The sequence below is a fragment of the Pseudomonas helleri genome, assembly GCF_045830615.1.
Taxonomy (GTDB): Bacteria; Pseudomonadota; Gammaproteobacteria; order Pseudomonadales; family Pseudomonadaceae; genus Aquipseudomonas; species Aquipseudomonas helleri.
In genome coordinates this window covers 4290337-4315173 of sequence record NZ_CP174501.1, presented here as the reverse complement: position 1 = coordinate 4315173, position 24837 = coordinate 4290337, and the positions used below count along the sequence as shown (strand labels likewise).

Below are 24837 nucleotides of genomic sequence, written 5' to 3'. Positions count from 1 at the left end.
CCTGGATTATTAATCACTCAGAGCTGATTTACACTCGGCACCTTGTTTTTACTTTGCTGGAGACGATGGATGATCAAGTCACGTGCTGCCGTAGCGTTCGAGGCCAAAAAGCCACTGGAAATCGTAGAAGTGGATGTCGCCATGCCCAAGGCTGGCGAAGTGCTGCTGCGGGTTGTGGCGTCGGGCGTTTGCCATACTGATGCCTACACCTTGTCGGGCGCGGACCCGGAAGGCATCTTCCCGTCGATCCTGGGCCACGAAGGCGGCGCCATCGTAGAAGCCATCGGTGAGGGCGTGACGTCGGTGGCCGTTGGCGACCACGTGATCCCGTTGTACACCCCGGAATGCCGCCAATGTAAATTCTGCCTGTCGGGCAAGACCAACCTTTGCCAGGCCATTCGTTCGACCCAAGGCAAAGGCTTGATGCCCGACGGCACTACGCGTTTCTCCTACAAAGGCGAGCCGATTTTCCATTACATGGGCACGTCGACGTTCTCGGAGTACACCGTACTCCCGGAAATTTCCGTCGCTAAAATTCAAAAAGATGCACCGCTGGAGAAAGTCTGCCTGCTGGGTTGCGGCGTCACCACCGGGATTGGCGCAGTGCTCAACACCGCCAAGGTCAAGCCGGGCGACACCGTGGCGATCTTCGGCTTGGGCGGCATCGGCCTGTCGGCAGTGATTGGTGCTGTCAAAGCCAAGGCATCGCGCATCATCGCCATTGACATCAACCCGGCCAAGTTTGAGATTGCCAAACAGCTGGGCGCGACGGATTGCGTCAACCCGAAAGACTTTGATCGCCCGATCCAGGAAGTGATCGTCGACATGACCGACGGCGGCGTTGATTTCTCCTTTGAGTGCATCGGCAATGTGCAACTGATGCGTGCGGCGCTGGAATGCTGCCACAAAGGCTGGGGCGAGTCGGTGATCATCGGCGTTGCCGGTGCCGGTCAGGAAATCTCGACCCGTCCGTTCCAACTGGTGACAGGCCGCGTATGGCGGGGTTCGGCGTTCGGTGGCGTGCGCGGTCGTACCGAGCTGCCAAGCTATGTCGACATGGCGCAAACCGGCGAAATCCCGCTGGACACGTTCATTACCCACACCATGGGCCTGGAAGACATCAACAAGGCATTCGACCTGATGCACGAAGGCAAAAGCATTCGTACTGTTATTAAATTCTGACGAATAGCTACAAGCCGGGGTAAGCCCAATCACTGACGCTGTAGGAGCGAGCTTGCCTCGCGATCTTTTTAACGATCAAAAGATCGCGAGGCGAGCTCGCTCCTACAGTGGGCTTATCGTGCGGTTTGCAGCTAAAAGCTTGGAGCTGCTCCTAATGCCCTTAACAAATATTTCCTGCCAGAAAAGCTTTGGCGGCTGGCACAAGCGTTACCAGCATCGCTCTGAAGTCTTGGGCTGCAACATGGTGTTTGCCGTGTATTTGCCACCCCAGGCCGAGCAGGGCGTCAAGCTGCCGGTACTGTACTGGTTGTCGGGGCTGACCTGCACCGATGAGAACTTCATGCATAAGGCTGGCGCCATGAAACTGGCCGCCGAGTTAGGCCTGATTATTGTTTGCCCGGACACCAGCCCGCGTGGCGAAGGTGTGCCGGATGATCCGGAAGGTGCGTGGGATTTCGGCCTGGGGGCGGGCTTTTATGTCAACGCCACCCAGCAACCTTGGGCCCAGCATTACCGGATGCATGATTATGTGGTGCAGGAATTGCCTGCATTGGTTGAGGCTCATTTCCCTGCGTCGCAACAACGCGGCATCAGCGGGCATTCGATGGGCGGTCACGGGGCTCTGGTATGTGCCTTGCGCAATCCGGGGCGCTATCAATCGGTGTCGGCATTTGCGCCGATCAGCAATCCGATGGATTGCCCTTGGGGGCAGAAGGCGTTCACCCATTACCTGGGTGAAGAGCGTGCGCGCTGGCGCGAGTGGGATGCCTGTGTGTTGATCAGCGAGGCCAGTGAAAAGCTGCCGTTGCTGGTCGACCAAGGTGATCGGGATGACTTTTTGACCGTCCAGCTCAAGCCTGAAGCGCTGCAACAAGCGGCCAAACTGGCGGGCCATCCGCTGACTTTGCGTCTGCAGCCGGGCTATGACCACAGCTATTTCTTTATCGCCAGCTTCATTGACGACCACTTGCGGCATCACGCGCGTGCACTAAGCGCCTAATGTTGAGCAAAGTAGGTAGAATCACGCCCTGACTTAATCGGGGCGTTTTTTTATGCGTATTGGCCACGGCTATGATGTGCACTGTTTTGCTGAAGGCGATTTTATAACCCTGGGCGGCGTGCGTATTGCTCATAAATTCGGGCTCTTGGCCCACTCTGATGGCGACGTGCTGCTGCACGCGCTCAGCGATGCATTGCTGGGGGCGGCGGCGCTGGGCGATATCGGCAAGCATTTTCCGGACACCGACCCGCAGTTCAAGGGCGCGGACAGCCGTGTCCTGTTGCGCCATATCGTCGGGTTGATCCATGCCAAAGGCTGGAAAGTCGGTAATGTCGATAACACCATCATTGCTCAGGCGCCAAAAATGGCACCGCACATTGAAACGATGCGTGCGTTGATTGCAGCGGATCTTGAGGTTGATTTGGACCAGGTAAACGTAAAAGCCACTACCACTGAAAAACTCGGCTTCGTGGGCCGTGAAGAAGGCATCGCGGTGCATTCCATCGCTTTGTTGGTTCGCGCATGAACGAGTTTGATCTGCTGGGGCCGACAGCTCACGGCGTGCCGTTGGGCACCGCAGTGCTAAAAGCCACGGCCGAAGATTTTCAGGTCGATGAAGTGCTGGATATCCCGCTGTCCGGGGATGGCGAGCACTTGTGGTTGTGGGTAGAAAAGCGTGGTCTGAATACCGAAGAAGCGGCGCGGCGTATTGCCAAGGCCGCAGGCGTGCCTTTGCGCACGGTGAGCTACGCCGGTCTGAAGGATCGTCAGGCGCTGACCCGCCAATGGTTCAGTGTGCAGTTGCCGGGCAAGGCGGACCCTGACCTGTCAGGTGCTGAAAACGACACGCTGAAGATCCTCAAGACCTCGCGGCACAAACGTAAACTGCAACGCGGTGCCCACGCGGCAAACGGTTTCACGTTGCGCCTGACGCAACTGAACGCCGACAAAGACGCCTTGCAGCAACGTCTGGAATTGATCACCCGTGAGGGTGTGCCGAATTATTTCGGCACCCAGCGTTTTGGCTGGGAAGGCGGCAATCTGGGCGAGGCGCGTGATTATGCGGCGCGCAAAGCCCTGCCGGAGCAGCGCAATGTCCGTTCGCGGCTACTCTCTACAGCGCGCAGCTATCTGTTCAATCAGGTGCTGGCCGCCCGCGTCGCCGATGGCAGCTGGCAGCGTGCGCAGGTAGGGGATCTGCTGGCCTTCACCGACAGCCGGAGCTTTTTCCCGGCGGGCGAAGCGGAGTGCAACGACCCGCGATTGGCTATCCTTGATCTGCACCCGACCGGCCCGCAGTGGGGCGAAGGTGATTCACCAACCACAGGTGCGACCCATGTGCTGGAGCAAGCCATTGCCGAGCGTGAAGCCGATTTGCGTGACTGGCTGGTTCGCGCTGGCATGAGCCACGAGCGACGTATTCTGCGGCTGCCCATTGGCCGACTGACGTGGCATTATCCGCAACCAGATATTCTGCAACTGGAATTTGTACTGCCGGCCGGATGCTTCGCCACTGTTCTGGTGCGCGAACTTGTTGATCTGGTGTCTTTGGGGCAAACGGACAGCCTATGCGTATTCTGATTTCAAACGATGATGGGGTCAGCGCCCCGGGGATAGCTGCGCTTTATGACGCCTTGGCGGATTATTGCGAGTGCGTGGTGATTGCCCCCGATCAAGACAAAAGTGGCGCGAGCAGCTCGCTGACGCTCGACCGCCCGTTGCATCCGCATACCCTGACCAATGGCTTTATCAGCATCAACGGGACGCCGACCGATTGCGTGCACCTGGGCCTCAATGGCCTGTTGGAGCAGCAGCCGGACATGGTGGTATCGGGGATCAATCTGGGTGCCAACCTGGGTGATGACGTGTTGTATTCGGGCACCGTGGCAGCAGCCCTTGAAGGGCGCTTTCTGGAGCGTCCTTCGTTTGCGTTCTCGCTGGTCTCGCGCCAGGTCGACAACCTGCCGACGGCGGCCTATTTCGCGCGCAAGCTGGTGGATGCACATCACCTGCTTGAGCTGCCACCGCGCACCGTGCTGAACGTCAACATTCCCAATTTGCCGCTGGACAAGATCCGCGGTATCCAGCTAACCCGCCTGGGCCATCGCGCCCGTGCAGCGGCGCCGGTTCGCATGGTCGATCCGCGTGGCAAGGCGGGTTACTGGATTGCCGCAGCGGGCAACGCGGAAGACGGCGGCCCCGGCACCGACTTCCACGCTGTGATGCAGGGTTATGTGTCGATTACCCCGTTACAACTGGATCGCACCTTTGGAGATGCCTTCAAAAGCCTCGATGGCTGGCTGGAGGGGTTGGGCTGATGGGGCGTGAGCAGGATGGCCTGATGCATCGCGGCATTGGCATGACCTCGGAGCGGACACGTGAGCGGCTGATTCAGCGCCTGCGTGAAGAGGGCATCGTTAACCAGAAAGTGCTTGAGGTCATTCGGCGTACACCTCGTCACCTGTTTGTTGATGAAGCCCTGGCCCACCGTGCCTACGAAGACACGGCGCTGCCGATTGGCAACAACCAGACCATCTCCCAGCCGTATATGGTGGCGCGCATGAGCGAGCTGCTGCTCGAAGATGGCCCGCTGGACAAAGTCATGGAGATCGGCACCGGTTCGGGTTACCAGACAGCGGTGTTGTCGCAGTTGGTTGAGCGGATTTTCTCGGTCGAGCGCATCAAGGTGCTGCAGGATCGCGCCAAAGAACGTCTGCTTGAGCTTAACTTGCGTAACGTGGTCTTTCGCTGGGGCGATGGTTGGGAAGGGTGGCCGGCGCTTGCACCTTACAATGGCATTATCGTCACCGCCGTGGCCACGGATGTACCGCAAGCCTTGCTCGACCAACTGGCTCCGGGCGGGCGCCTGGTGATCCCGGTCGGCGCAGGTGACGTTCAGCAACTGATGCTGATCGTGCGTGAAGAGCACGGATTTGCCCGGCGCGTCATTGGCAATGTGCGGTTTGTACCGCTGCTTAATGGGCCGCTGGCCTGATTCTTTAGCGCTGCCCGGCTGAATTATCATGCCGGGTACGGGTCATACAGCGCAGTGGTCAGGCCCGTCCTGTGCCTGTTCGGGGTTTAAACAATACGTTTATGAATGGGCTTTGCCGTCTGCAAAGCTGTACAGCCAGTTATACTTGCGCCCAATGAGGGCCGCGACTGGCGTTCTAATTTTTAGCCATCTTCAAAGGGAGCGGCGGGTGAGTCTCACAGTCATTACGCAGCGTATGGGGACCATAAGCTATCAGAGAGTAGTGGCGGGTCTGGTGTTAAGTGTCTCCCTGGCGATGTTGGCGGCGTGTTCCAGCGCGTCCAAAAGCGGTACAAGTGGCGTTAACGGTGTGGCTCAGCGCCCGGCTGTTACCACCGGTCAGTATGTGGTCAAACGTGGCGATACGTTGTTCTCGATTGCCTTTCGCTACGGTTGGGACTGGAAAGCGCTGGCGGCAAAAAACAATATTGCGGCGCCGTATACGATCGTTCCGGGGCAATCAATCCGTTTCGATGGACGTGCAGGAACTGTCCCTTCAGGGGGCACGACAACCACCGTGGTTTCGTCTTCATCAGGCAGCAAAACTACCGTCACCAAGCGCCCGGTCGCCACGACGGCGACACCGGTCAACACGCAGCCTTTGCCTGCAGGCCCTGCACCCAAAGGCTGGGGATGGCCCGCAGACGGTATTTTGATCGGGAAATTTTCTTCAAACGGTAGTTTGAATAAAGGTATTGATATTGCCGGAGATTTGGGACAGCCTGTTTTAGCTGCGTCTGATGGCTCAGTTGTATACGCCGGCAGTGGATTGAGGGGCTACGGCGAATTAGTCATCATCAAACACAGTGACACCTATGTTAGTGCCTACGGCCACAACCGCAGGCTTTTGGTACGGGAGGGGCAGCAGGTCAAGGTCGGGCAGAAAATTGCCGAAATGGGGTCAACTGGTACAGACCGGGTGAAACTTCACTTTGAAATTCGCCGCCAGGGTAAACCTGTAGATCCATTGCAATTCCTTCCACGCCGTTGATCAGTTACCAGCCTGTTCCTGATGTAGATGAAAGGAACAGGCTCCAGCGTTGCCAAGGATAAAGGCGATGCTTGAGCTTGAGGTCGAACTCACCAAAGGACTAGAACAATGGCTCTCAGCAAAGAAGCGCCGGGGTTTGACATCGACGATGAGGTGCTCCTTATGGACGCCAGCATCGATAGTGACTTGATGTCAGAAGAAAACGACTCAACCCCTACAGCTCGCACCAAGTCGAAAAAAGCAGCTGCCTCAAAGCAGCACAAGTACATTGATTACACCCGGGCGCTCGATGCGACTCAGCTGTACCTCAATGAAATTGGCTTCTCCCCGTTGCTCTCACCAGCAGAAGAAGTCCATTTTGCGCGTTTATCGCAAAGTGGCGATCCCGCTGGGCGCAAACGCATGATTGAAAGTAACTTGCGACTGGTGGTGAAAATCGCCCGACGTTACGTCAATCGTGGGCTTTCACTGCTAGACCTGATCGAAGAGGGCAATCTGGGCCTGATTCGGGCAGTCGAGAAATTTGACCCGGAACGCGGGTTCCGCTTCTCGACCTATGCCACCTGGTGGATCCGTCAGACGATTGAACGGGCAATTATGAACCAGACCCGAACCATCCGTTTGCCGATCCACGTTGTAAAAGAGCTCAATGTCTACCTGCGAGCTGCGCGCGAACTGACGCAAAAGCTCGATCACGAACCCTCCCCTGAAGAAATCGCCAATCTGCTCGAAAAACCCGTCTCGGAGGTCAAGCGCATGCTTGGGCTCAACGAACGTGTGTCTTCGGTAGACGTTTCTTTAGGCCCGGACTCCGACAAAACACTGCTTGATACCCTCACCGATGATCGCCCTACAGATCCTTGTGAGCTGCTGCAGGACGATGATTTGTCGCAGAGTATTGATGAGTGGCTATCCGAGCTCACCGATAAACAGCGCGAGGTGGTGATTCGCCGCTTCGGCTTGCGTGGGCATGAAAGCAGCACCCTTGAAGATGTCGGGCTGGAAATTGGCTTGACCCGTGAACGTGTAAGACAAATCCAGGTTGAAGGGCTCAAGCGCCTGCGTGAGATTCTTGAACGTAATGGTTTGTCGAGCGAATCACTGTTTCAGTAAACGAAGTGTGCTGACCAAAACCCCGAGCTTTCGGGGTTTTTTTATGGGCTGACATTGTTTGCGCCAAGTCAATTCAGGCCTGTTCTTAAAAATGTGTGGGCTTGAAATGGGATGACACGTACGAAGTTGAGCTTTATCTGCGATCGGATGTAAGCCTTTACTTACGTTTTCTGTAAGCCAACGGCGAAAGACGTAGGAATGAATGACTTTTTCTTACTTGTTTAGTTTTATAACTCGTTGAAAGTAATAGGTTTTGTGTTTTTATAAGGCGCTGCTTTGTAATAAAAATCTATAACTGGTGCGCTTGCAGCAATTTTAGAAGGCTCTAGTATCTTAACTGTGTCGACGGATAGACACGGCGTTCAAGGAGGAACGTTAAGGACATTGCAGGATGCAATTCATCAGGATGATGAGAAGGAACAAAAGGGATTAGGGAAAAAATGTGGGCGGGTCAAACCGCCCCTTTTTTTTGCCCGTTAAAAAGTGCTCTGGCGCGCCACTTAAGCGTTTAAGCCGTTACCTGCATTTAAAACAAAACGCCCAGGGCTTGAATGGCCTTGGGCGTTTTTTTATGTGTTTAAAGACCGGCCGCGAGCAAGCCGGTGTTTAAGCGCGGGCTTACAGCGCCGGGTAGTCAATGAAGCCGACAGGGCCTTTGGAGTAGAAGGTCTCCGGTTGCGGTTCATTGAGCGGTGCATCGGCCTTCAAGCGGGCTGGCAGGTCTGGGTTGGCAATAAAAGGCACGCCAAACGCAACAGCGTCTGCCTTGCGGGCAGCGATCAAGGCATTGGCGCTGTCTTTAGTGAAGCCTTCGTTGACGATGTAAGGGCCGCCAAACGCTTCTTTGAGCTGTGGGCCCAGGCTGTCTTCTGCTTCACGCTCACGGGCGCAGATAAACGCGATACCGCGCTTGCCCAGTTCCTTAGCCACATACCCGAAAGTTTCAGCCCGGTTGTCATCGCCCATGTCGTGCAGGTCTGCGCGAGGCGACAAGTGCATGCCAACGCGGCCAGCACCCCAGACTTCGACTACCGCGTCGGTGACTTCCAGCATCAGGCGGGCACGGTTTTCCAACGAACCACCGTATTGGTCGGTGCGCTGGTTGGTGCTGCTTTGCAGGAACTGATCGAGCAGGTAACCGTTGGCGCCATGGATCTCAACGCCGTCAAAACCTGCGGCTTTGGCGTTTTCGGCACCGGTACGGTAAGCCTCGACGATGTCGGTGATCTCAGCCGTTTCCAGAGCGCGTGGCACTTCGAAGTCTGCCTTTGGACGAACAAGGCTGACATGGCCTTTGGCGGCGATGGCGCTCGGTGCGACGGGCAGTTCGCCGTTCAGGTACAGCGAGTGGGAAATCCGCCCAACGTGCCACAGTTGCAGGAAGATGCGCCCACCGGCGTCATGGATGGCCTTGGTAACGTTGGTCCAGCCGCGAACCTGTTCGTCGGACCAGATGCCTGGGGTGTCCGGGTAGCCAACGCCCAGCGGGGTAACCGAAGTGGCTTCGCTGAGGATCAAGCCTGCTGATGCGCGCTGTACGTAGTACTCCGCGATCAGAGCGCCTGGCACACGGCCTTCTTCGGCACGGCAGCGGGTCAGCGGCGCCATGATGATGCGGTTAGGCAGCTCAAGGTCGCCCAGCTTGATCGGATCAAAAATCGTGGTCATTAATGCAGCCCTCTCAAGGATCAGTGTGTTGCGGAGGCCAGTTCGGGGTTACCGTTCTGGCGAAAAGTAATCAGGGTGACCAGCAGCGCCAGTATCGCCAGCGCTGCGGCGGCCAGCGGTACGCTGGTGAGGCCGAAGCCGTGGGCAATCACGCTGCCGCCTACCCAGGCGCCCAATGCGTTGCCGACGTTAAAAGCGCCAATATTCAGGGTCGACACCAGGTTGGGGGCGGCTTTGCCGAAGGTCACCACGTTGACTTGCAAAGCGGGCACCGCGGCAAACGAAGCGGTGGCCCACAAGAACAGGGTGATCTCGGTTGGAATCAGGGCCACGCTGGTCCAGGTCAATACGGTCGAGACCACGGCCATTGCGATAAACACGCCGATCAACGTCGCGCCCAAGCGCTTGTCCGCCAGCTTGCCGCCAATAATGTTGCCGACAGTCAGGCCCAGGCCGATCAGCAGCAGGGTCCAGGTCACGCCGGTTGGCGATACGCCCGTCACGTCACCGAGCAGCGGCGCGACGTAGGTGAAGAGGGTGAACATGGAGGCCGAAAACAATGCCGTCATGCTCAACGAAAGCCAGATCCCGGCGCCTTTGAGGGCAGCCAGTTCGGCGCGCATGTCGAGTTTTTCTTCGTCGCGCTTGGTGGGCAAAAAGCGGATCAGGCCGATCAGCGCCACCACACCAATCACCGTCACGGCAAAAAATGTCGAACGCCATCCTGCAACCTGGCCCAAGGCGGTGCCCAGCGGTACACCCAAGACGTTTGCCAGGGTCAGGCCGGTAAACATCAGTGCGACCGCAGACGCGCGCTTGTTGGCAGGCACCAGGCCGGCAGCCACCACCGAGCCGATACCGAAGAACGCGCCATGGCACAGGGCGGTAATCACGCGGGCCAGCATCAGCACTTCGTAATCACTGGCCAGGGCGCAAAGCAGATTGCCAACAATAAAGATGCCCATCAACGCCACCAGTGCGGCCTTGCGCGGCAACTTGGCGGTGGCCAGCGCCATAAACGGCGCGCCAATGGCCACGCCCAGGGCATAGCCCGTTACCAGCCAGCCAGCGCCCGGAATGGACACGCCCAAATCGGCTGCGACATCAGGCAGCAAGCCCATGATCACAAACTCGGTGGTCCCGATGGCGAAGGCGCTGAGCGCCAGGATAAGTAGCGAGAGAGGCATGGAATTCCTTGTTAAAGCTCTTGGCTCAGTGTTGCGAGGAAGGCCTGAATGGTTTCCTCATTGCGTTTAAAAAAGTGCCATTGGCCGACTTTTTGGCTGCTGATCAAGCCAGCGCGCTGCAAAGTGGCGAGGTGGGCGGAAACAGTGGATTGCGACAACCCGAAGCGTTGGTCGAACTGGCCTGCGCACACACCGTGCTCAGTGCTGTGATGCTGGTCAGGAAACTCGACCTGCGGATTTTTAAGCAGGCGAATGATTTCTCGGCGTACTGGGTGTGCCAGCGCTTTTATTATTTCGTCGAGGTCGATCGGCATAGTGGCAGTGCTCATGAGGTGTAGCGTTATATCGCGATGAGGCGAACTTTAAATCGGAATATCGCGATATACAAATATGTATTTGATCTGACGTCAGCTCAAATCGGTATATCGAGTTATAACGATATGTTTTGGTCGTGCGTAATAGCGCGGTGCTAAACTGCGCGGCATGAATTATCTCGCACATCTGCACCTTGGCGGCCAGCGGCCAGAAGAATTGCTCGGCAGTCTCTATGGCGACTTCGTGAAAGGGCGCCTGCAGGGCCAATACAGCCCGGCGATAGAGTCGGCGATCCAGTTGCACCGCAGCATCGACGTCTTTACCGACGCGCACCCATTGGTTGATCAGTCGTTGTCGCGTTTCACCCAGACCCGGCGTCGCTATGCCGGCATTGTACTGGACGTTTTCTTCGACCATTGCTTGGCGCGGGATTGGGTGCAATACGCCGAAGGGCCGCTGGAGCGCTTCACCTCAACGTTCTATGCGCTGCTGGTTGCGCAACCCCAGTTGCCCAAGCGTCTGGCCAGCATCGCCCCGCACATGGCTGCGCACGACTGGTTGGGGTCCTATCGAGACTTTGGCGTGCTGGAGCAAGTGTTCAACGGCATCGCCCGGCGTCTTTCGCATCCACAGGAACTGAGCGGCGCCATGCGCGACCTGCATGCCCTGTACGAACCGCTGAGTGAAGACTTCAGCGCCTTCTACCCGCAACTGCAGGCGTTTGCTGCCCGCGAAAAACTCAGCCAGACGCCATAAAGCCTGTGGGAGCGAGCTTGCTCGCTTTCGCAGCCTTCGTGCCTCGTCAGCGACTACAGGCGGGCGCGGTAAAAGCGTAGGAGCCGCCGCAGGCTGCGATCTTTTGATTTTGGCTCTTTTTACGGCCGCTGCGCGCCCGGACGTAGCCTCGCAAAGCTCGTCAACTGCTACAGGGGTTCGCAATACATCTGTAGGAGCGAGCTTGCCTCGCGATCTTTTGATCTTTCGCAGCCTTCGTCCCTCGTCAGCGACTACGGGCGGACGCGGTAAAAGCGTAGGAGCCGCCGCAGGCTGCGATCTTTTGATTTTGGCTCTTTTTACGTCCGCTGCGCGCCCGGACGTAGCCTCGCAAAGCTCGTCAACTGCTACAGGTGTACGCAATACACCTGAGCGAGTTTGCCTCGCGATCTTTTGATCTTTCGCAGCCTTCGTGCCTCGTCAGCGACTACAGGCGGGCGCGGTAAAAGTGTAGGAGCCGCCGCAGGCTGCGATCTTTTGATCTTGGCTCTTTTAACGGCCGGTGCGCGCCCGGACGTAGCCTCGCAAAGATCGTCAACTGCTACAGGTTGTACGCAATGCACCTGTAGGAGCGAGCTTGCCTCGCGATCTTTTGATCTTTCGCAGCCTTCGTGCCTCGTCAGCGACTACAGGTAGTACGCAATACACCTGTAGGAGCGGTGGCCTAAGCCGCCGCCGGTTCGCACTCAGTCTGCGGACGGGTTTGCGGTGCTCCGCTGACCACTTGGCGAATCGCTTCCTGCGCCTTGAACGCCAGCATCGCGCGTTCTTGCTGCTCACACGCAATCGGCTCCAGCAGGTGTATCTCAACCTGTGCCTGTTCGTGTGCAAACAAACGCAGCAAATGCGAGAGCAAGTCGTCATCGCCAATAAACGGTGCGATCGGGTCGCTCTCGCCATTGCGCAAATAACGAATCGCCACCGGTTGCAACGCCACGTCACTGTCTATCGCGGCTGACAACAAGCGGCCATGGAAGGTGCGCACTGAACGCCCGTCGGTGGTCGTGCCTTCCGGGAACATCAATAACGGATGCTGTTGCTGCAAATGACAACTCATCTGCTCGCGAATGGTCTGGCTGTCACCCGCGCCCCTGCGGATAAACAGGCTACCGGCCTGGTCCGCCAGCCAACCCGCCACAGGCCAGCTGCGCACTTCGGCCTTGGACAGAAAAGACAGCGGCGTCAGTTGCCCGAGCAAGGCAATGTCGGTCCACGACACATGATTACTGACCCACAACATCGGCGTAACAGGTCGTTCGCCAACCACCGTGACCTGAAACGGCAGGGCATTGCTCAGCCGCTTCATGAAGAACTGTGTCCAGCGTTGGCGCCGATCCATGGCGCTGTTGAGGTGCAACCGATGGAGCAGGGCGAAAATGCTCGCCATGCCCAATCCCAGACTGACCACCGCCAACACCCGAACCACTCGCCCATACAGGCGCAGGCGGTTCATTACATGGCTGCCTTGAAGTGGCGTGCATAGCGCGGGCACAGTTCGTCGCGCTTGAGCAGGATAAAGACGTCAGCGACCTGGAAATCTTCGTCCCAGCACGGCTCACCACAAATCTTCGCGCCCAGTCGCATGTAGGCTTTGAGCAACGGGGGCATTTCGGTGATGACGTTCGCCGGAACGTCCAGCGCGGGCAGCGGTTTTTTCGGTTCGGCGCGCAAATGTTCAGTGCACAAGTAACGCTCGCGCAGACGCTGCATGATCGCCTGGGCCTGAATGCCACCGTCTTGCATCGGGATGCTCGCGCAGCCCATCAGGTAGTGATAATCGCCCTGGTTAAGGACTTCAGCCAACTCGCCCCACAGCACGGCGATGGTGCCGCCATTGCGGTAGGCCGGATCGACACAGGTACGGCCGATTTCAAGAATCGGGCCTTGCAGGTGCGCCAGGCCGTGAAGGCTGAATTCTTCTTCGCTGTAAAAATGACCGATGTTTCGCGCTGCGCTGTGGTCCAGCAAGCGAGTGGTCGCCACCAGCAGGCCGGTGTTGAGGTCGCGAACCCCGATGTGTTCGCAATGCGCATCGTAGTCGTCGATGTCCAGGCCACAGTCGGCGCTTTTCAGTTTGGCGTTCAGCTCGCCACTGAAAACCCGGAAGCGCAAGGCTTGCGCCTCACGCAAGGCCTCTGGGCCAAGCAAGCGTTCAGCCTGCAGTCGGCGTTCTTGAGCGGTGTCGCGGATACGGGCGATCTGGGCCATTGCGAATCTCCGTGCAGGCATCAAGCCCGCCTTGTCGACTGAGGTGTGCAATCTCAGGCTAGGGAGCGCCAGTGTCATGACCATGACAATTGAGTGATGCTTGTATGACAGCGTCCGGCCAAGGAACTGGCGCGATGGACGAGTGCTCTAAAGCGGAGTAAAAAAATATGCCCGGACGGCGCTAAAGCACTCACACTAGAGGCCGTTTACCTGCCGATGAGTTTTTATGTTCAAGACGTTTTTATCCGCCGCTGGTGCGTTGCTATTAACCCTCGGGGTAAGCCTGTCGGCTCAGGCCAGTTGGTACCTGGACGGTGAGTCATCACGGCTTTCATTTATCACCACGCAAAATGCCAATGTCGCGAACAAGCACCGCTTTCTGGTCTTGCACGGCAAAGTCGACCGTAAGGGCCACGCGCAATTGCGGATTGAAATGGACTCGGTCAACAGCGCGGTGCCTTTGCGCGATGAGCGCATGCGTGACCAGTTGTTCGATTTCAAGCATTTCCCCGAGGCGCAAATCACCGCGCAAATCAATCTGCAGCCCATCAACGAGCTGGCGCCGGGTGCTCAAGTGGAATTGCGCCTGCCGGTCACCGTGAGCCTGCGTGGCAAACAGCACACCTATGAGGCCGAGTTGCTGGCGACGCGGCTGGATGAACAGCGCTTCCAGGTTGTAACCCTCGAACCGTTGATGCTTCAGGCTGAAGATTTTGGCTTGCAGCCAGAACTCGAAATCTTGCGTAAATCCGCCGGCTTGTCGGCTATCAGCTTTTCAGTACCGGTGAACGCGGTGCTGATTTTCACGGCTCGCTAAGATGGCGGGCGCGGTGTTCCCTTGGCACGGCGCCAATCAATTCAAGTTACTGATCGATGGCCCGCAGTTTTTCCCGCAGATGCTGGCGGCTATCGATCAGGCGCAGGATCACATTGATCTGGAGTTTTATCTGGTCGAGGCCGGGCAGTGCGCTGAAGTCACGGTCCAGGCGCTGGAGCGCGCTGCGTTGCGTGAGGTGCGGGTGCGCTGCCTGTTCGATGCCTATGGCAGCCTGGCGTTTACCGAAGCCTTGCGCCTCAGGCTGCTGGCAGCGGGCGTGGAGCTTCGCTTTTACAACCCGCTGAGCTGGCGCCGGGGGCTGAACAATCTGTACCGCGATCACCGCAAGCTGTTGCTGGTGGACCAGCAATTGGCGGTGGTAGGCGGGACGGGAATTACCGATGAGTTTTGGCAGCCTGCGCAAAACGTGTGCGACTGGCACGAGGTGATGGTGCAGATTGAGGGGCCGCTGGTGCAAGACTGGCAGATGCTGTTTGAGCGCCAATGGCGCGCCAACATCAGCCGCAAAGCCTGGAAGCCTGCCACCCACTTTGGCCTCGCGCGATTGCCCAAGGCGCCTCAGCAGGGCGAGGGCTTGGGCCGAGTGGCCTATGCCGATGCCCATCAGCACCGCGACATTCTGCAATCGCTGGTGCGGGCCATTAACAGCGCCCAGCACAGCATCTGGCTGGCCACGCCTTACTTTCTACCCACCTGGAGTGTGCGGCGCTCGCTGCGTCGCGCGGCCAATCGCGGGGTCGATGTGCGGTTGCTATTGACCGGTCCCCGCACCGATCACCCGTCCGTGCGTTACGCCGGGCATCGTTACTACCCGCGGTTGCTCAAGTCCGGGGTGCAGATATTTGAATATCAGCCGTGCTTTCTGCACCTGAAAATGGTTCTGGTCGACGATTGGGTGAGCATTGGCTCGTGCAACTTTGACCACTGGAATCTACGTTTTAACCTTGAGGCCAACCTGGAGGCCATCGACCCGACGCTGACTAAAGCCGTGGCGGCCAGCTTTATGAACGACTTCGCGCAAAGCCTGCCGATCACCTTGCAAGCCTGGCAGTCCCGGCCATTGTGGGGGCGGGTCAAGCAGCGTATCTGGGGCTGGGTTGACCGGGTGGTGGTCAACCTTTTGGGGCGCCGCCGTTAAGGGTTACCGCCTGAACGCAGGGGCTGTTTGAAGAAAGCGTGGCATTTTGTTGAACACGCGGTTACATAACGCTGCAGAACGTGCAAAATCGAACGACTTCACGGGCGACTGGACAGCGTGAAGTCTGAATTTTTGGAGCGTTGTGCATGACTTCTTCATTGTGGCTGGCCGTACTGGCGTCGGGCTTTATCTATGGCATCACTCCGGGCCCGGGTGTCCTGGCTGTTTTCGGCATTGGCGCTGCCCGTGGGCGCCGTGCGGGCGCCGGGTTTTTATGCGGGCATTTGCTGGGTGATGTTATTTGGTGCAGTACGGCGTTGATTGCGATTGTCGGCGCGCGGGAATTTGGCAGCACTGCATTCAACGTATTGGGCCTGATCAGCGGCCTTTACCTGTTCTGGCTGGGCCTGCGCGCCGTACGTGCCAAGCGCAGCAGCGTGGCCGAGGAAGGCCCGGCCCGTAAACCGTTTGCCCACGGTATTTTCTTTGGCCTGACCAACCCCAAAGCCTACCCGGTGGCCGTGGCGACTTTCACCGCGCTGCTTTCCGGGCGTGCCGAACTGCTTACCTGGAGCATGCTGCCTTGGCTCATCGCCCTGAGCTTTGTTGGCGGCGCACTGGCGTATGTGATCTTGATCGGTATCGTCGGCGCGGGTCACGTACGCGCGCTGTATCAGCGTCATCAATTGCTGATTACACGTTTGTGTGGCGTGATGTTTATCGGCTTTGCCATCAGCGCCCTGGCGCATGCCTTGCCAGGGCTGGTGAGCAGCAACAAGTAACGTGATCTGCCGGGAGTGCAGTCATGGGGCAACACAGGGATAGGGATGGATGTTCACGTTTAATCTCGAGGCATCGAGGGCTTTATGGACATCAAAAGATACCTGTCTCAAGCCAGTTTTATTGATCAGTTGCTGGATGCGGTCTGCGTCGTGGACCGCAAGTACCACATTGTTTATGTCAGCGCGGCCTGCCTGCGTATTTTTGGCTATGAGCAGGACGAACTGATCGGCCGTTGCATTATCGATCTGGTTCACCCGGCTGACCGTGAACGCACCGTGCATGCTGCCAATGACGTCAGGGAGGGCGACCCCCTGCCGAATTTCGAGAACCGTTATCTACGCAAAGACGGCAGTGTCATCCATATTTTGTGGTCTGCGCGCTGGTCAGAAGACTATCGGCTGCACATCGCGGTGGCCCGTGACATTACTGAGCGCAAACTGGCCGAGTCCCGTCAGTTGGCGCTGTTTGCCATCTCCGAAGCCGCCCATGGGGCTGGGGATTTGCTGGAGTTGTTCAAGCGCGTTCACGCGTTGATCGGTCAGTGGCTGCCAGCGATAAACTTTTCGGTCGCACTGTGTGATCAACCGGATGGTTTGTTGAGTTTTCCTTATCGGGTTGCAGAGCACGGTGACTGGCCGCTGGCCGAGGTGACGCGGCTGAGCCAGGAGGTCATCCGCAGTGAGCAGATGCTACTGCACGCCGAGCAGGGTTCAGCGTCGTGGCTGGGCGCCCCGTTGGTAGCGCAAAACGGCATTATCGGTGCGGTGCTAGTCAAGAGCTCATTGGGCAGTGAACCTTATACCGAGGCGCACAAAGAGCTGCTGCAGTTCGTATCCGCCCAGATCGCCACGGCCATTGAAAGAAAAAAACTCCATGCTCACCTGCAGTTTTTGGCGCAGCACGATGCACTGACCGGCTTGCCCAATCGCGAGTTTCTGTACGAACGTTTAAACAGCGCGCTGGCCCGGGCCAAACGCGAGCAGCAATATCTGGCGGTGCTGTATGTCGATCTGGATGACTTCAAACGGATCAATGACAGTTACGGACATGGCGTTGGCGACGTGTTGCTGCAACACGTGGCGCTGCGCTTAAAAGCCTGTGTGCGCGAAAGCGACACCGTAGCCAGAATGAGTGGCGACGAGTTTGTAGTGGTGCTTGAAAACCTCAAACGGCCAGAAGACGGGTTGATCGTCGCCGAGAACATTCGCACTGAATTGAGCCAGCCCCTCTTGATTGAAGGGCAAACACTCAACACCCTCCCCAGCATCGGCATCGCCGTTTATCCCGAACATGGCGACGACGCCCGGCAACTGCTGCACCAGGCCGACACGGCCATGTACAGCGTGAAAAAAAGCAGCCGTTAACTCACCCTCCGCTGTAGGAGCGAGCTCGCCTCGCGATCTTTTGATCTTTAAAAAAACCCATAGCACCTGAGCCATTCGGTGGTCGGCAGCATAGTTTCACTATCCATAGTGGTTTATCGGGATGTAATATCATTACATTATATTTCGAGCGACCTGCGTGAAGACTCCCCGATCCCCCCTTGTTGCAGGCATTGTCAGCTCTGCGCTGGCCCAGTCTGCGGGTAAGCGACTGTTAACCTCGTTGTGTGTGTTGATAGTGTTGTGGCTGGGCATCGCCTGGGCGGTGGCGATTCCATGAGTGCGGCGAGCATTAGCCTGGATGACCTGACTGTCACCTATGAGCGCCGACCGGCGGTGCATCACATCAGCGGTTGCTTCGATGCAGGCAGCCTGACGGCGATTGTCGGCCCTAACGGTGCCGGCAAATCGACGCTGATCAAAACCATTGCCGGCACGCTAAAGCCCGCCGCCGGGCGGGTGGATCGCGGCAATCTGGCGTTGCGCAATCTTGGTTATTTGCCGCAAGCGGCCGAGATCGATCGCAGCTTCCCCCTGAATGTTGTCGATACGGTGCTGATGGGCGCATGGCGCAGTATCGGTGCCTTTCGTGGCGTCAGCCGTGAGCAAGCCCGGCAGGCCCAAGAGGCGTTGATCGCCGTCGGGCTTGAAGGGTTTGAAGACCGCAGTGTCGGCTCGTTGTCGTCCGGGCAGTTTCAGCGGGTGCTGTTTGCACGCTTGTTGATGCAGAACGCCTCGGTGATTTTGCTGGACGAACCCTTTACCGCCATTGATGCCCGCACCACTCAAGACCTGCTCAAACTGATCCGCGACTGGCACGGTCAGGGCCGCACCGTGATCGCGGTGCTGCATGACATCGAACAGGTGCGCAAACATTTCCCCAATACGCTGTTGATGGCGCGCGAGGCGATTGCCTGGGGCGACACCGCGACCGTGTTGCACGCCGACAATTTGCGCCGGGCGCGCAACATGGCCGAATACTGGAGTGACGATGCCACGGCCTGCGATATGAACGAGGAGCAGCCTTCATGATGCTGTATCAGATGGTCGTGCAACCGTTTGTTGAATTTGGCTTTATGCGCCGCGCCTTGGTGGCTTGCCTGGCGCTGGGTATCGGCTCCGGTCCGGTGGGGGTGTTGCTGATGTTGCGGCGCATGAGCCTGGTCGGTGATGCGATGAGCCACGCGGTATTGCCCGGTGCGGCCGTCGGCTTTTTGTTCGCCGGTTTGTCATTGCCCGCCATGGGCTTTGGCGGGCTGATCGCCGGGCTGTTGGTGGCGTTGCTGGCCGGGTTGGTCAGCCGCTTTACGACCTTGCGCGAAGACGCCAGTTTCGCGAGTTTTTACCTCACTTCGCTGGCTGCCGGGGTGTTGATTGTTTCGTTGCATGGTTCCAGCGTGGACCTGCTGCACGTACTGTTCGGCACTATTTTGGCCATCGACAGCCAGGCCATTTTCATGGTCGGCGGCATCGCCTCATTCACCTTGATCGTCCTCGCCCTGATTTATCGACCGCTGATACTGGAGTGTTTTGACCCCGGCTTCCTGCGCGCCGTGGGCGGTAAAGGCTCGTTGTATCACGTGCTGTTTTTGCTGCTTGTGGTGCTCAATCTGGTGGCCGGCTTTCAAGCGCTGGGCACGTTGATGGCGGTGGGCATGATGATCATCCCGGCTACCGTGTCGCGGTTCTGGGCCACATCATTAAGTGCGCTGATGATCATTTCGACCGTGGTCGCCACGCTCTCGGGCTTTATTGGTTTGATCGTTTCGTTTCATGCCGGCGTCGCTTCCGCCCCGGCGATTGTGCTGACCGCCAGTGCTTTTTATGTGATTTCGCTGCTGTTTGGCCGCAGTGGAATTGTCCGTCGCTTGCTCCCGAAAACGCATCTCACCCACTGATTTCCGACACTCACCCAAAGGGGATTCGCATGAAGCCAAAAATGCTGCTGGCTGCTGTTTTTGCATTGTCGAGTATGGCCGGTCTTGCCCAGGCAAAACCCATCGAAGCGGTGGCTTCATTCACCGTGCTTGCCGACATGGTGCAGAACGTGGGCGGTGACCATGTGCACGTGACCTCGTTGATCGGCCCTAACGGCGACCCGCATGCCTACGAGCCAACGCCTAATGACGCGCAGGCGTTGAAGCGGGCCGATCTGGTGTTTGTCAGCGGTTTGCACCTGGAAGGCTGGCTTGACCGCTTGATCAAGGCCTCGGGTTACCAAGGCCAGCCGGTGGTGCTGTCCAATGGCATCAAGACCCGCAGCATGGAAGAAGACGGCAAGCGCATCACCGACCCGCATGCCTGGAACAGCGCGGCGAACGGTGTGGTGTATGTGCGCAACATCATCAGCGCCTTGCAAAAGGCTGACCCGGCCAATGCCAGCGATTATCAGGCCAAGGGCGAGCAGTACATCCAGCAGTTGGAGCAACTGGATGCTTATGCCCGCGCGCAGGTCCAGGCAATCCCCAGTGACAAACGCAAGGTCCTGACCTCGCACGATGCGTTTGGTTACTTCGGCGATGCCTATGGCGTGACTTTCCTGTCGCCGCTAGGCTTCTCGACCGAAACCGAAGCGTCGGCTTCGGACGTGGCCAAGCTGATCAAACAGATCAAGCAAGAACACGTCAGCACCTACTTCTTCGAAAACTCCAGCGACCCGCGGCTGGTCAAGCAGATCGCTGATGCCAGCGGCGCGCAGCCGGGTGGCGAGCTTTACGTTGAATCGCTGTCACCTGCTGATGGCCCGGCGCCGACGTATGCGCAAATGTTCCGCTACAACGTCGACAAGCTGACGGCGGCGATGAAGGGGAATTAAGGGTTTATCAACCATTAAACCCGTAGCAGTTGACGAGCTTTGCGAGGCTACGTCTGGCTAAAGATCAAAAGATCGCGAGGCAAGCTCGCTCCTACGGGTTTTTGCAAGGGCTGTGAGCCTGTCTGACAATCATTAATGCGATATAGATATATTAAATAGTTCTTTTATTACCAATGGTTCGGGTTGTTAAACTTCCAGGCTAATGGCCTGCACTGCTGATCAGTGGCGGGGTCACGTTCTTAAGTTTTTCTTCTGAGATCCTGAGATGAGAATTAGCCTTCTGAGTTCGGCCGTTGCAGTTGCTTTGTCTCTGGTGAGCGCTGGCGTTTTTGCCGATGTCGCCGCCATCAAAAACAAGGGCGAGATTGTGATCGGTACCTTGGGTACTGATGAGCCCAACAGTTTCGTTGACCCCAAAACCCGCCAGATCATTGGTTATGAGATTGATCTGGGCAATGAAATTGCCAAGGACCTGGGCGTAAAGCCGGTCTACAAACAGATCGCCGTAGCCGCGCGGATTCCAGAGTTGCAGCAGGGCCGCGTCGATCTGCTGGCCGCTTCGCTGACCCACAACAAAGAACGTGAGGCGCTGGTCGATTTCTCGTATTCAGTGTTGATCACCGGGCAAAAAGCCATGGTGAAGAAATCCAGCGGCGTGACGGCACTTGATCAACTGGCCGGGGAAAAAATCCTCACCGTCAAAGGCGGTACTCAGGAACCCAACATCCTCAAGGCGCTGCCGACTGCTAAAGTCGTGACCTTCGACACTTCGCAACAAGCACTGTTGGCGTTGCAGCAAGGTAAAGGCAAGGCGTTTGTCGATGATGAATCTGCGCTGACCAACGATTTTGCGAAGATCGGTGCAGGCGCCAAAGGCTACGCAATCCTCCCTGAAAACCTCAGCACCGAAGCGCTGGCGCTGGCATTACCCAAAGACAGCGGCGACTTGAAAGTGGCTGTCGACAAGACTCTTGCGCGACTTGAAAGCTCGGGTGAAGCCGAGAAGCTGTACCTGAAATGGTACGGCCCGGGCACCAAATCGAACCAGGCCGAGCGCCATTTCAAGATCGACTCCGATCAGGTTGAGTAACCGCTGCCATTAGGCGGGCTGGTCATGACATTGCTGGTCTGGTAACCCCAGGCAACGCCAATGAATGGCCGGCCGGTCTCCAAGAGTTTTGCGCGAGATGCTGGATTTTGATTATTCGTTACTCCTGAGCGGTCAATACCACGACATGCTGCTCAGTGGCTTGATGCTGTCCATCAAGCTCGCCTGTGTCACGTTAGTGTGCGCACTTCCGTTGGCCCTGTTCATTGCCTTGCTGCGCCTGTCACCTGTGCGGCCGCTGCAATGGCTGGGTTTTGCCTACGTCGAGTCCATCCGCAATATTCCGCTGCTGGCACACATGCTGTTCTGGTATTTCGCGGCGCCCGAGTTTTTGCCTGAGTCCTTTCGCGAGTGGCTCTACGCCGGCAACATTGAGGCCATCAGCGCCATCGTCGCGCTGACGTTGTACACCGCAGCCTTTATGAGCGAAGACATTCGCAGCGGTATCCGTGCGATCCCCACTGTGCAACTGGAGGCCGGGCGTGCCCTGGGCTTTGGTTATCTGGCGAGCATGCGTTTGGTGGTTTTGCCGCAAGCCTTGCGGGTGACCGTTGCGCCGCTGATCTCGCAAACCCTCAATCTGTGGAAAAACACCAGCATCGCCACGGTGGTCGGTGTGGCCGAGTTGATGTATCAGGCCGGGCAGGTTGAAACCGCAACATTCCGCAGCCTTGAATCCTTTGCCTTTGCCACATCGGCCTATCTCAGCGTGTCGCTGCTGATTACCGGTGCTGCAGCGTGGTATCAACACCGCTACGTGCAGGCGAAATCACGATGACCACTTTAGAGTTGATCGATTCGTACTGGGTGTACTTCCTGGTCGGTCAATACCCCAACGGGCCGCTTGGCGGGCTGGCGCTGACCTTGATCCTGGCGTCTGCCGCGCTGGTCTTGGCGATGCCGCTGGGTGTGCTGTTCGGCCTGGCGCGGCTCAGCCCGTGGCGCTGGCTGCGTTGGCCGGTCACGGCGCTGGTGTTTGTGGTGCGCGGTACGCCGTTATTGATGGTGATTTTTTGGGCGTATTTTTTTCTGCCCAGCCTCACCGGCTTCAAGACCGACCAATTCACCACCATGCTGATTGCACTGGTGATCTTCGACGCGGCGTACCTGTCAGAGATCGTTCGCGCCGGTGTGCAGGGGCTGGACCGCGGGCAGGTGGAGGCATCGCGTTCGCTGGGGTTCGGCTACTGGCGCACGATGCGCTGGGTGGTCCTGCCACAGGCGCTGCGCACCATGCTGCCGTCGCTGGTTAACCAGTTTGTCTCGACGATCAAAGAAACCTCATTGGGCTACATCATTGGCCTTACGGAAATTTCCTTTATCGCCTCGCAGATCAACACCCAAGTGTTCACCATGCCGGCTCAGGTCTACCTGATTCTGGGGCTCACGTATTTTGTGTTGTGCTTTGGCCTGTCACGTTTCGCCTTCTGGCTGGAGCGGCGTCAGACGCAACGTGTTTCCTTAACTGACAACAGCAAGGTGACCTGATGATTCGTCTGGAAAAAGTTAACAAGTGGTACGGCACCTATCAGGCACTGGTGGATGTCGATGAGCACATTGCCAAGGGCGAGGTAGTCGTGATTTGCGGGCCGTCGGGGTCGGGCAAGTCGACCTTGATCCGCACCCTCAATCGTCTGGAGCCGATCAAGTCCGGGCGCATTCTGATAGATGGCCAGGACATCCACGCCAAGGACCTGGACCTTAATCAGTTCCGCTCACACATCGGCTTTGTGTTTCAGCAGTTCAACCTGTTCCCGCACCTCACCGTGCTGGAAAACTGCACGCTGGCGCCGATTCGTCTGCGCGGCCTGAGCCGGGCAGACGCTGAAAAAGAAGCCATGGCGTTACTCGATCGCGTGGGCCTTGCGCACAAGGCGAGTGCCTTTCCGATCAACTTGTCCGGTGGTCAGCAGCAGCGCGTGGCCATTGCCCGGGCGCTGGCGATGCGCCCACCGCTGATGCTGTTTGACGAGCCCACCAGTGCGCTCGACCCGGAGATGGTCGGTGAAGTGTTGCTGGTGATGCGCGACTTGGCCCGCGATGGCATGACCATGGTCGTGGTGACCCACGAGATGGGCTTTGCCCGTGAAGTGGCCGACCGGGTTTTATTTATGGATCAGGGCCGGGTACTCGAACGAGCGCCTGCCGAAAGCTTTTTCCAGAACCCGGAACATCCGCGCACGCAGAAATTTTTGGCGGATATCCGTACACCTTTTTCGTCTGCCGTTTGAGGGCTGAGTGGCCATGAGCACTGCGATCCGAGAGTTACCCATCATTGATGTAGCGCCATTGTTCACTGCAAGCGGGCGCAGTGAAGTCGCCGAGCAGATCAGCCGCGCCTGCCGCGAACAGGGTTTTTTCTATGTCGTCGGGCATGGCATTGACCCGGCACTGGTTCAGCGCCTTGAAGCCTTGAGCCATGAGTTCTTTGCCCTGGACGAAGCCACCAAACTGCGCTGGCGCATGGAACTCGGCGGGCGTGCCTGGCGGGGTTACTTTCCGCTGGGCGGCGAACTGACCTCAAACCGGCCTGACTGGAAAGAGGGTCTGTACCTGGGCACTGAGCTGGACGACACGGCGCCCGAAGTCGTGGCCAATACTCCGGTACATGGCGCGAACCTGTTCCCGGATGTCGTTGGTTTTCGCGAGACCATTCTGGCCTACATGGAGGCGGTGACTCAGCTTGGGCATCGGCTGCTCGAAGGCGTCGCCCTGAGCCTGGGGCTGGACGCGCAGTATTTCCACGACCGCTACACCGCCGACCCGCTGATACTGTTCCGGCTGTTCAATTACCCCTCGCAACCCGTGCCAGAAGGGCTGGATGTGCAATGGGGCGTGGGCGAGCACACTGATTACGGGCTGCTGACCATCCTTCATCAGGACAGCATAGGCGGCCTGCAAGTGCGCACCCCACAAGGCTGGATTGAAGCGACACCGATCCCCGGCGCGTTTTTGTGCAACATCGGCGACATGCTCGACCGCATGACCGGCGGCCTGTACCGCTCGACACCGCACCGCGTGGCGCGCAACACCTCGGGTTCGGACCGCCTGTCATTCCCGCTGTTCTTCGACCCCAACTACCGCGCCAGGGTCCAGCCGATCAAGGGCTTGCCTGCGGTTGAACAACAAGACGACAGCGCTCAACGCTGGGACCAGGCCAACGTGCACGCCTTCAACGGGGAATATGGCGACTACCTGCTGAACAAAGTGTCGAAGGTCTTCCCGCAACTGCGTGAGAGCGTGTTGTAAATCCAATCTGTAATTACATGGACGAGCTTGTTGCTAGTGAGGCAACTGCGTA

At 57.8% G+C, this 24837-nt stretch carries 26 protein-coding genes; 21 read left to right on the top strand and 5 right to left on the bottom strand.

The genetic code is table 11. The features are described 5' to 3' along the window. Nucleotides 1-69 precede the first annotated feature (69 nt). The 8 genes from ACJJU9_RS19500 (at nucleotide 70) to rpoS (ending at nucleotide 7320) form a co-directional block, all read left to right on the top strand. Complete coding sequence (locus ACJJU9_RS19500) at nucleotides 70-1182, top strand: S-(hydroxymethyl)glutathione dehydrogenase/class III alcohol dehydrogenase (RefSeq protein WP_048385541.1); 1113 nt, start codon at nucleotides 70-72, stop codon at nucleotides 1180-1182. 154 nt (nucleotides 1183-1336) lie between these two features. Further along, nucleotides 1337-2182 carry an S-formylglutathione hydrolase gene (fghA, locus tag ACJJU9_RS19495; protein WP_407729339.1) on the top strand — a complete coding sequence of 282 codons (846 nt, stop codon included), beginning with the start codon at nucleotides 1337-1339 and terminating at the stop codon, nucleotides 2180-2182. Nucleotides 2183-2234: 52 nt separating this feature from the next. Further along, nucleotides 2235-2708: a 2-C-methyl-D-erythritol 2,4-cyclodiphosphate synthase gene (gene ispF / locus ACJJU9_RS19490; RefSeq protein WP_048368067.1), complete on the top strand. Its 474-nt coding sequence runs from the start codon at nucleotides 2235-2237 to the stop codon at nucleotides 2706-2708. After that, a complete protein-coding gene (gene truD, locus ACJJU9_RS19485) occupies nucleotides 2705-3763 on the top strand; it encodes a tRNA pseudouridine(13) synthase TruD (protein WP_407729338.1) in 1059 nt (352 codons plus the stop codon). The genes ispF and truD overlap by 4 nt, the downstream gene beginning before the upstream one ends. Continuing rightward, the gene (gene surE / locus ACJJU9_RS19480; RefSeq protein WP_048385535.1) at nucleotides 3751-4500 is read left to right on the top strand and encodes a 5'/3'-nucleotidase SurE; all 750 of its coding nucleotides are present in this window, start codon (nucleotides 3751-3753) and stop codon (nucleotides 4498-4500) included. Before truD ends, surE begins: the two co-directional genes overlap by 13 nt. 41 nt (nucleotides 4501-4541) lie before the next feature. Continuing rightward, nucleotides 4542-5177 carry a protein-L-isoaspartate(D-aspartate) O-methyltransferase gene (locus tag ACJJU9_RS19475; RefSeq protein ID WP_164488137.1) on the top strand — a complete coding sequence of 212 codons (636 nt, stop codon included), beginning with the start codon at nucleotides 4542-4544 and terminating at the stop codon, nucleotides 5175-5177. Between the two features lie 208 nt (nucleotides 5178-5385). After that, complete coding sequence (locus ACJJU9_RS19470; RefSeq protein ID WP_048368462.1) at nucleotides 5386-6207, top strand: peptidoglycan DD-metalloendopeptidase family protein; 822 nt, start codon at nucleotides 5386-5388, stop codon at nucleotides 6205-6207. Nucleotides 6208-6315: 108 nt separating this feature from the next. Next, nucleotides 6316-7320 (top strand): RNA polymerase sigma factor RpoS, encoded by a 1005-nt coding sequence (rpoS, locus tag ACJJU9_RS19465; protein WP_048368060.1) that lies wholly within the window; start codon nucleotides 6316-6318, stop codon nucleotides 7318-7320. A gap of 618 nt (nucleotides 7321-7938) precedes the next feature. Here rpoS and ACJJU9_RS19460 read toward each other — a convergent pair. From ACJJU9_RS19460 to ACJJU9_RS19450, 3 genes are read right to left on the bottom strand one after another with little or no spacing between them, the layout of a single operon-like run. Beyond that, nucleotides 7939-8988 (bottom strand): alkene reductase, encoded by a 1050-nt coding sequence (locus ACJJU9_RS19460; RefSeq protein WP_407729337.1) that lies wholly within the window; start codon nucleotides 8986-8988, stop codon nucleotides 7939-7941. A 20-nt stretch (nucleotides 8989-9008) separates the two neighbouring features. Beyond that, entirely contained in the window at nucleotides 9009-10175 is a 1167-nt protein-coding gene (locus ACJJU9_RS19455; protein WP_048368057.1) for an MFS transporter, read from the bottom strand. An 11-nt stretch (nucleotides 10176-10186) separates the two neighbouring features. After that, complete coding sequence (locus ACJJU9_RS19450) at nucleotides 10187-10489, bottom strand: helix-turn-helix transcriptional regulator (RefSeq protein WP_048385531.1); 303 nt, start codon at nucleotides 10487-10489, stop codon at nucleotides 10187-10189. Between the two features lie 169 nt (nucleotides 10490-10658). Here ACJJU9_RS19450 and ACJJU9_RS19445 point away from each other — a divergent pair, with 169 nt between their 5' ends. Beyond that, on the top strand, nucleotides 10659-11246 hold the full coding sequence (locus ACJJU9_RS19445; RefSeq protein WP_407729336.1) for an ACP phosphodiesterase: 588 nt from the start codon (nucleotides 10659-10661) through the stop codon (nucleotides 11244-11246). 682 nt (nucleotides 11247-11928) lie between these two features. Here ACJJU9_RS19445 and ACJJU9_RS19440 read toward each other — a convergent pair. Both ACJJU9_RS19440 and olsB read right to left on the bottom strand, forming a co-directional pair. Beyond that, on the bottom strand, nucleotides 11929-12717 hold the full coding sequence (locus tag ACJJU9_RS19440; protein ID WP_153326212.1) for a 1-acyl-sn-glycerol-3-phosphate acyltransferase: 789 nt from the start codon (nucleotides 12715-12717) through the stop codon (nucleotides 11929-11931). Further along, nucleotides 12717-13472 (bottom strand): L-ornithine N(alpha)-acyltransferase, encoded by a 756-nt coding sequence (gene olsB, locus ACJJU9_RS19435; RefSeq protein WP_048368051.1) that lies wholly within the window; start codon nucleotides 13470-13472, stop codon nucleotides 12717-12719. The genes ACJJU9_RS19440 and olsB overlap by 1 nt, the downstream gene beginning before the upstream one ends. Nucleotides 13473-13698: 226 nt before the next feature. Between olsB and ACJJU9_RS19430 the strand changes: the two genes are divergently transcribed. The 12 genes from ACJJU9_RS19430 to ACJJU9_RS19375 all read left to right on the top strand — a co-directional run bounded on the left by ACJJU9_RS19430 (nucleotide 13699) and on the right by ACJJU9_RS19375 (nucleotide 24785). After that, nucleotides 13699-14289, top strand: coding sequence for a YceI family protein (locus ACJJU9_RS19430; protein WP_407729335.1), 591 nt, complete (start codon nucleotides 13699-13701; stop codon nucleotides 14287-14289). Between the two features lies 1 nt (nucleotide 14290). Next, nucleotides 14291-15448: a phosphatidylserine/phosphatidylglycerophosphate/cardiolipin synthase family protein gene (locus ACJJU9_RS19425; protein ID WP_273222377.1), complete on the top strand. Its 1158-nt coding sequence runs from the start codon at nucleotides 14291-14293 to the stop codon at nucleotides 15446-15448. Nucleotides 15449-15594: 146 nt separating this feature from the next. Continuing rightward, nucleotides 15595-16230, top strand: a complete 636-nt coding sequence (locus tag ACJJU9_RS19420) for a LysE family translocator (RefSeq protein WP_407729334.1) — start codon at nucleotides 15595-15597, stop codon at nucleotides 16228-16230. A gap of 84 nt (nucleotides 16231-16314) precedes the next feature. After that, the gene (locus ACJJU9_RS19415) at nucleotides 16315-17595 is read left to right on the top strand and encodes a diguanylate cyclase domain-containing protein (RefSeq protein WP_407729333.1); all 1281 of its coding nucleotides are present in this window, start codon (nucleotides 16315-16317) and stop codon (nucleotides 17593-17595) included. 294 nt (nucleotides 17596-17889) lie between these two features. Further along, nucleotides 17890-18645: a metal ABC transporter ATP-binding protein gene (locus ACJJU9_RS19410; RefSeq protein WP_153373707.1), complete on the top strand. Its 756-nt coding sequence runs from the start codon at nucleotides 17890-17892 to the stop codon at nucleotides 18643-18645. Further along, nucleotides 18642-19511 carry a metal ABC transporter permease gene (locus tag ACJJU9_RS19405; protein WP_407729332.1) on the top strand — a complete coding sequence of 290 codons (870 nt, stop codon included), beginning with the start codon at nucleotides 18642-18644 and terminating at the stop codon, nucleotides 19509-19511. Before ACJJU9_RS19410 ends, ACJJU9_RS19405 begins: the two co-directional genes overlap by 4 nt. A gap of 29 nt (nucleotides 19512-19540) precedes the next feature. Further along, on the top strand, nucleotides 19541-20428 hold the full coding sequence (locus ACJJU9_RS19400) for a metal ABC transporter substrate-binding protein (protein ID WP_153326226.1): 888 nt from the start codon (nucleotides 19541-19543) through the stop codon (nucleotides 20426-20428). Nucleotides 20429-20693: 265 nt separating this feature from the next. After that, nucleotides 20694-21518, top strand: coding sequence for an ABC transporter substrate-binding protein (locus tag ACJJU9_RS19395; protein ID WP_048368029.1), 825 nt, complete (start codon nucleotides 20694-20696; stop codon nucleotides 21516-21518). Nucleotides 21519-21615: 97 nt separating this feature from the next. After that, on the top strand, nucleotides 21616-22314 hold the full coding sequence (locus tag ACJJU9_RS19390) for an amino acid ABC transporter permease (protein ID WP_048385503.1): 699 nt from the start codon (nucleotides 21616-21618) through the stop codon (nucleotides 22312-22314). Further along, complete coding sequence (locus ACJJU9_RS19385; protein ID WP_153334140.1) at nucleotides 22311-23024, top strand: amino acid ABC transporter permease; 714 nt, start codon at nucleotides 22311-22313, stop codon at nucleotides 23022-23024. The genes ACJJU9_RS19390 and ACJJU9_RS19385 overlap by 4 nt, the downstream gene beginning before the upstream one ends. Further along, the gene (locus tag ACJJU9_RS19380) at nucleotides 23024-23767 is read left to right on the top strand and encodes an amino acid ABC transporter ATP-binding protein (RefSeq protein ID WP_048368023.1); all 744 of its coding nucleotides are present in this window, start codon (nucleotides 23024-23026) and stop codon (nucleotides 23765-23767) included. Before ACJJU9_RS19385 ends, ACJJU9_RS19380 begins: the two co-directional genes overlap by 1 nt. A 13-nt stretch (nucleotides 23768-23780) precedes the next feature. Continuing rightward, a complete protein-coding gene (locus ACJJU9_RS19375) occupies nucleotides 23781-24785 on the top strand; it encodes an isopenicillin N synthase family oxygenase (RefSeq protein WP_153373708.1) in 1005 nt (334 codons plus the stop codon). Nucleotides 24786-24837: the final 52 nt, after the last annotated feature.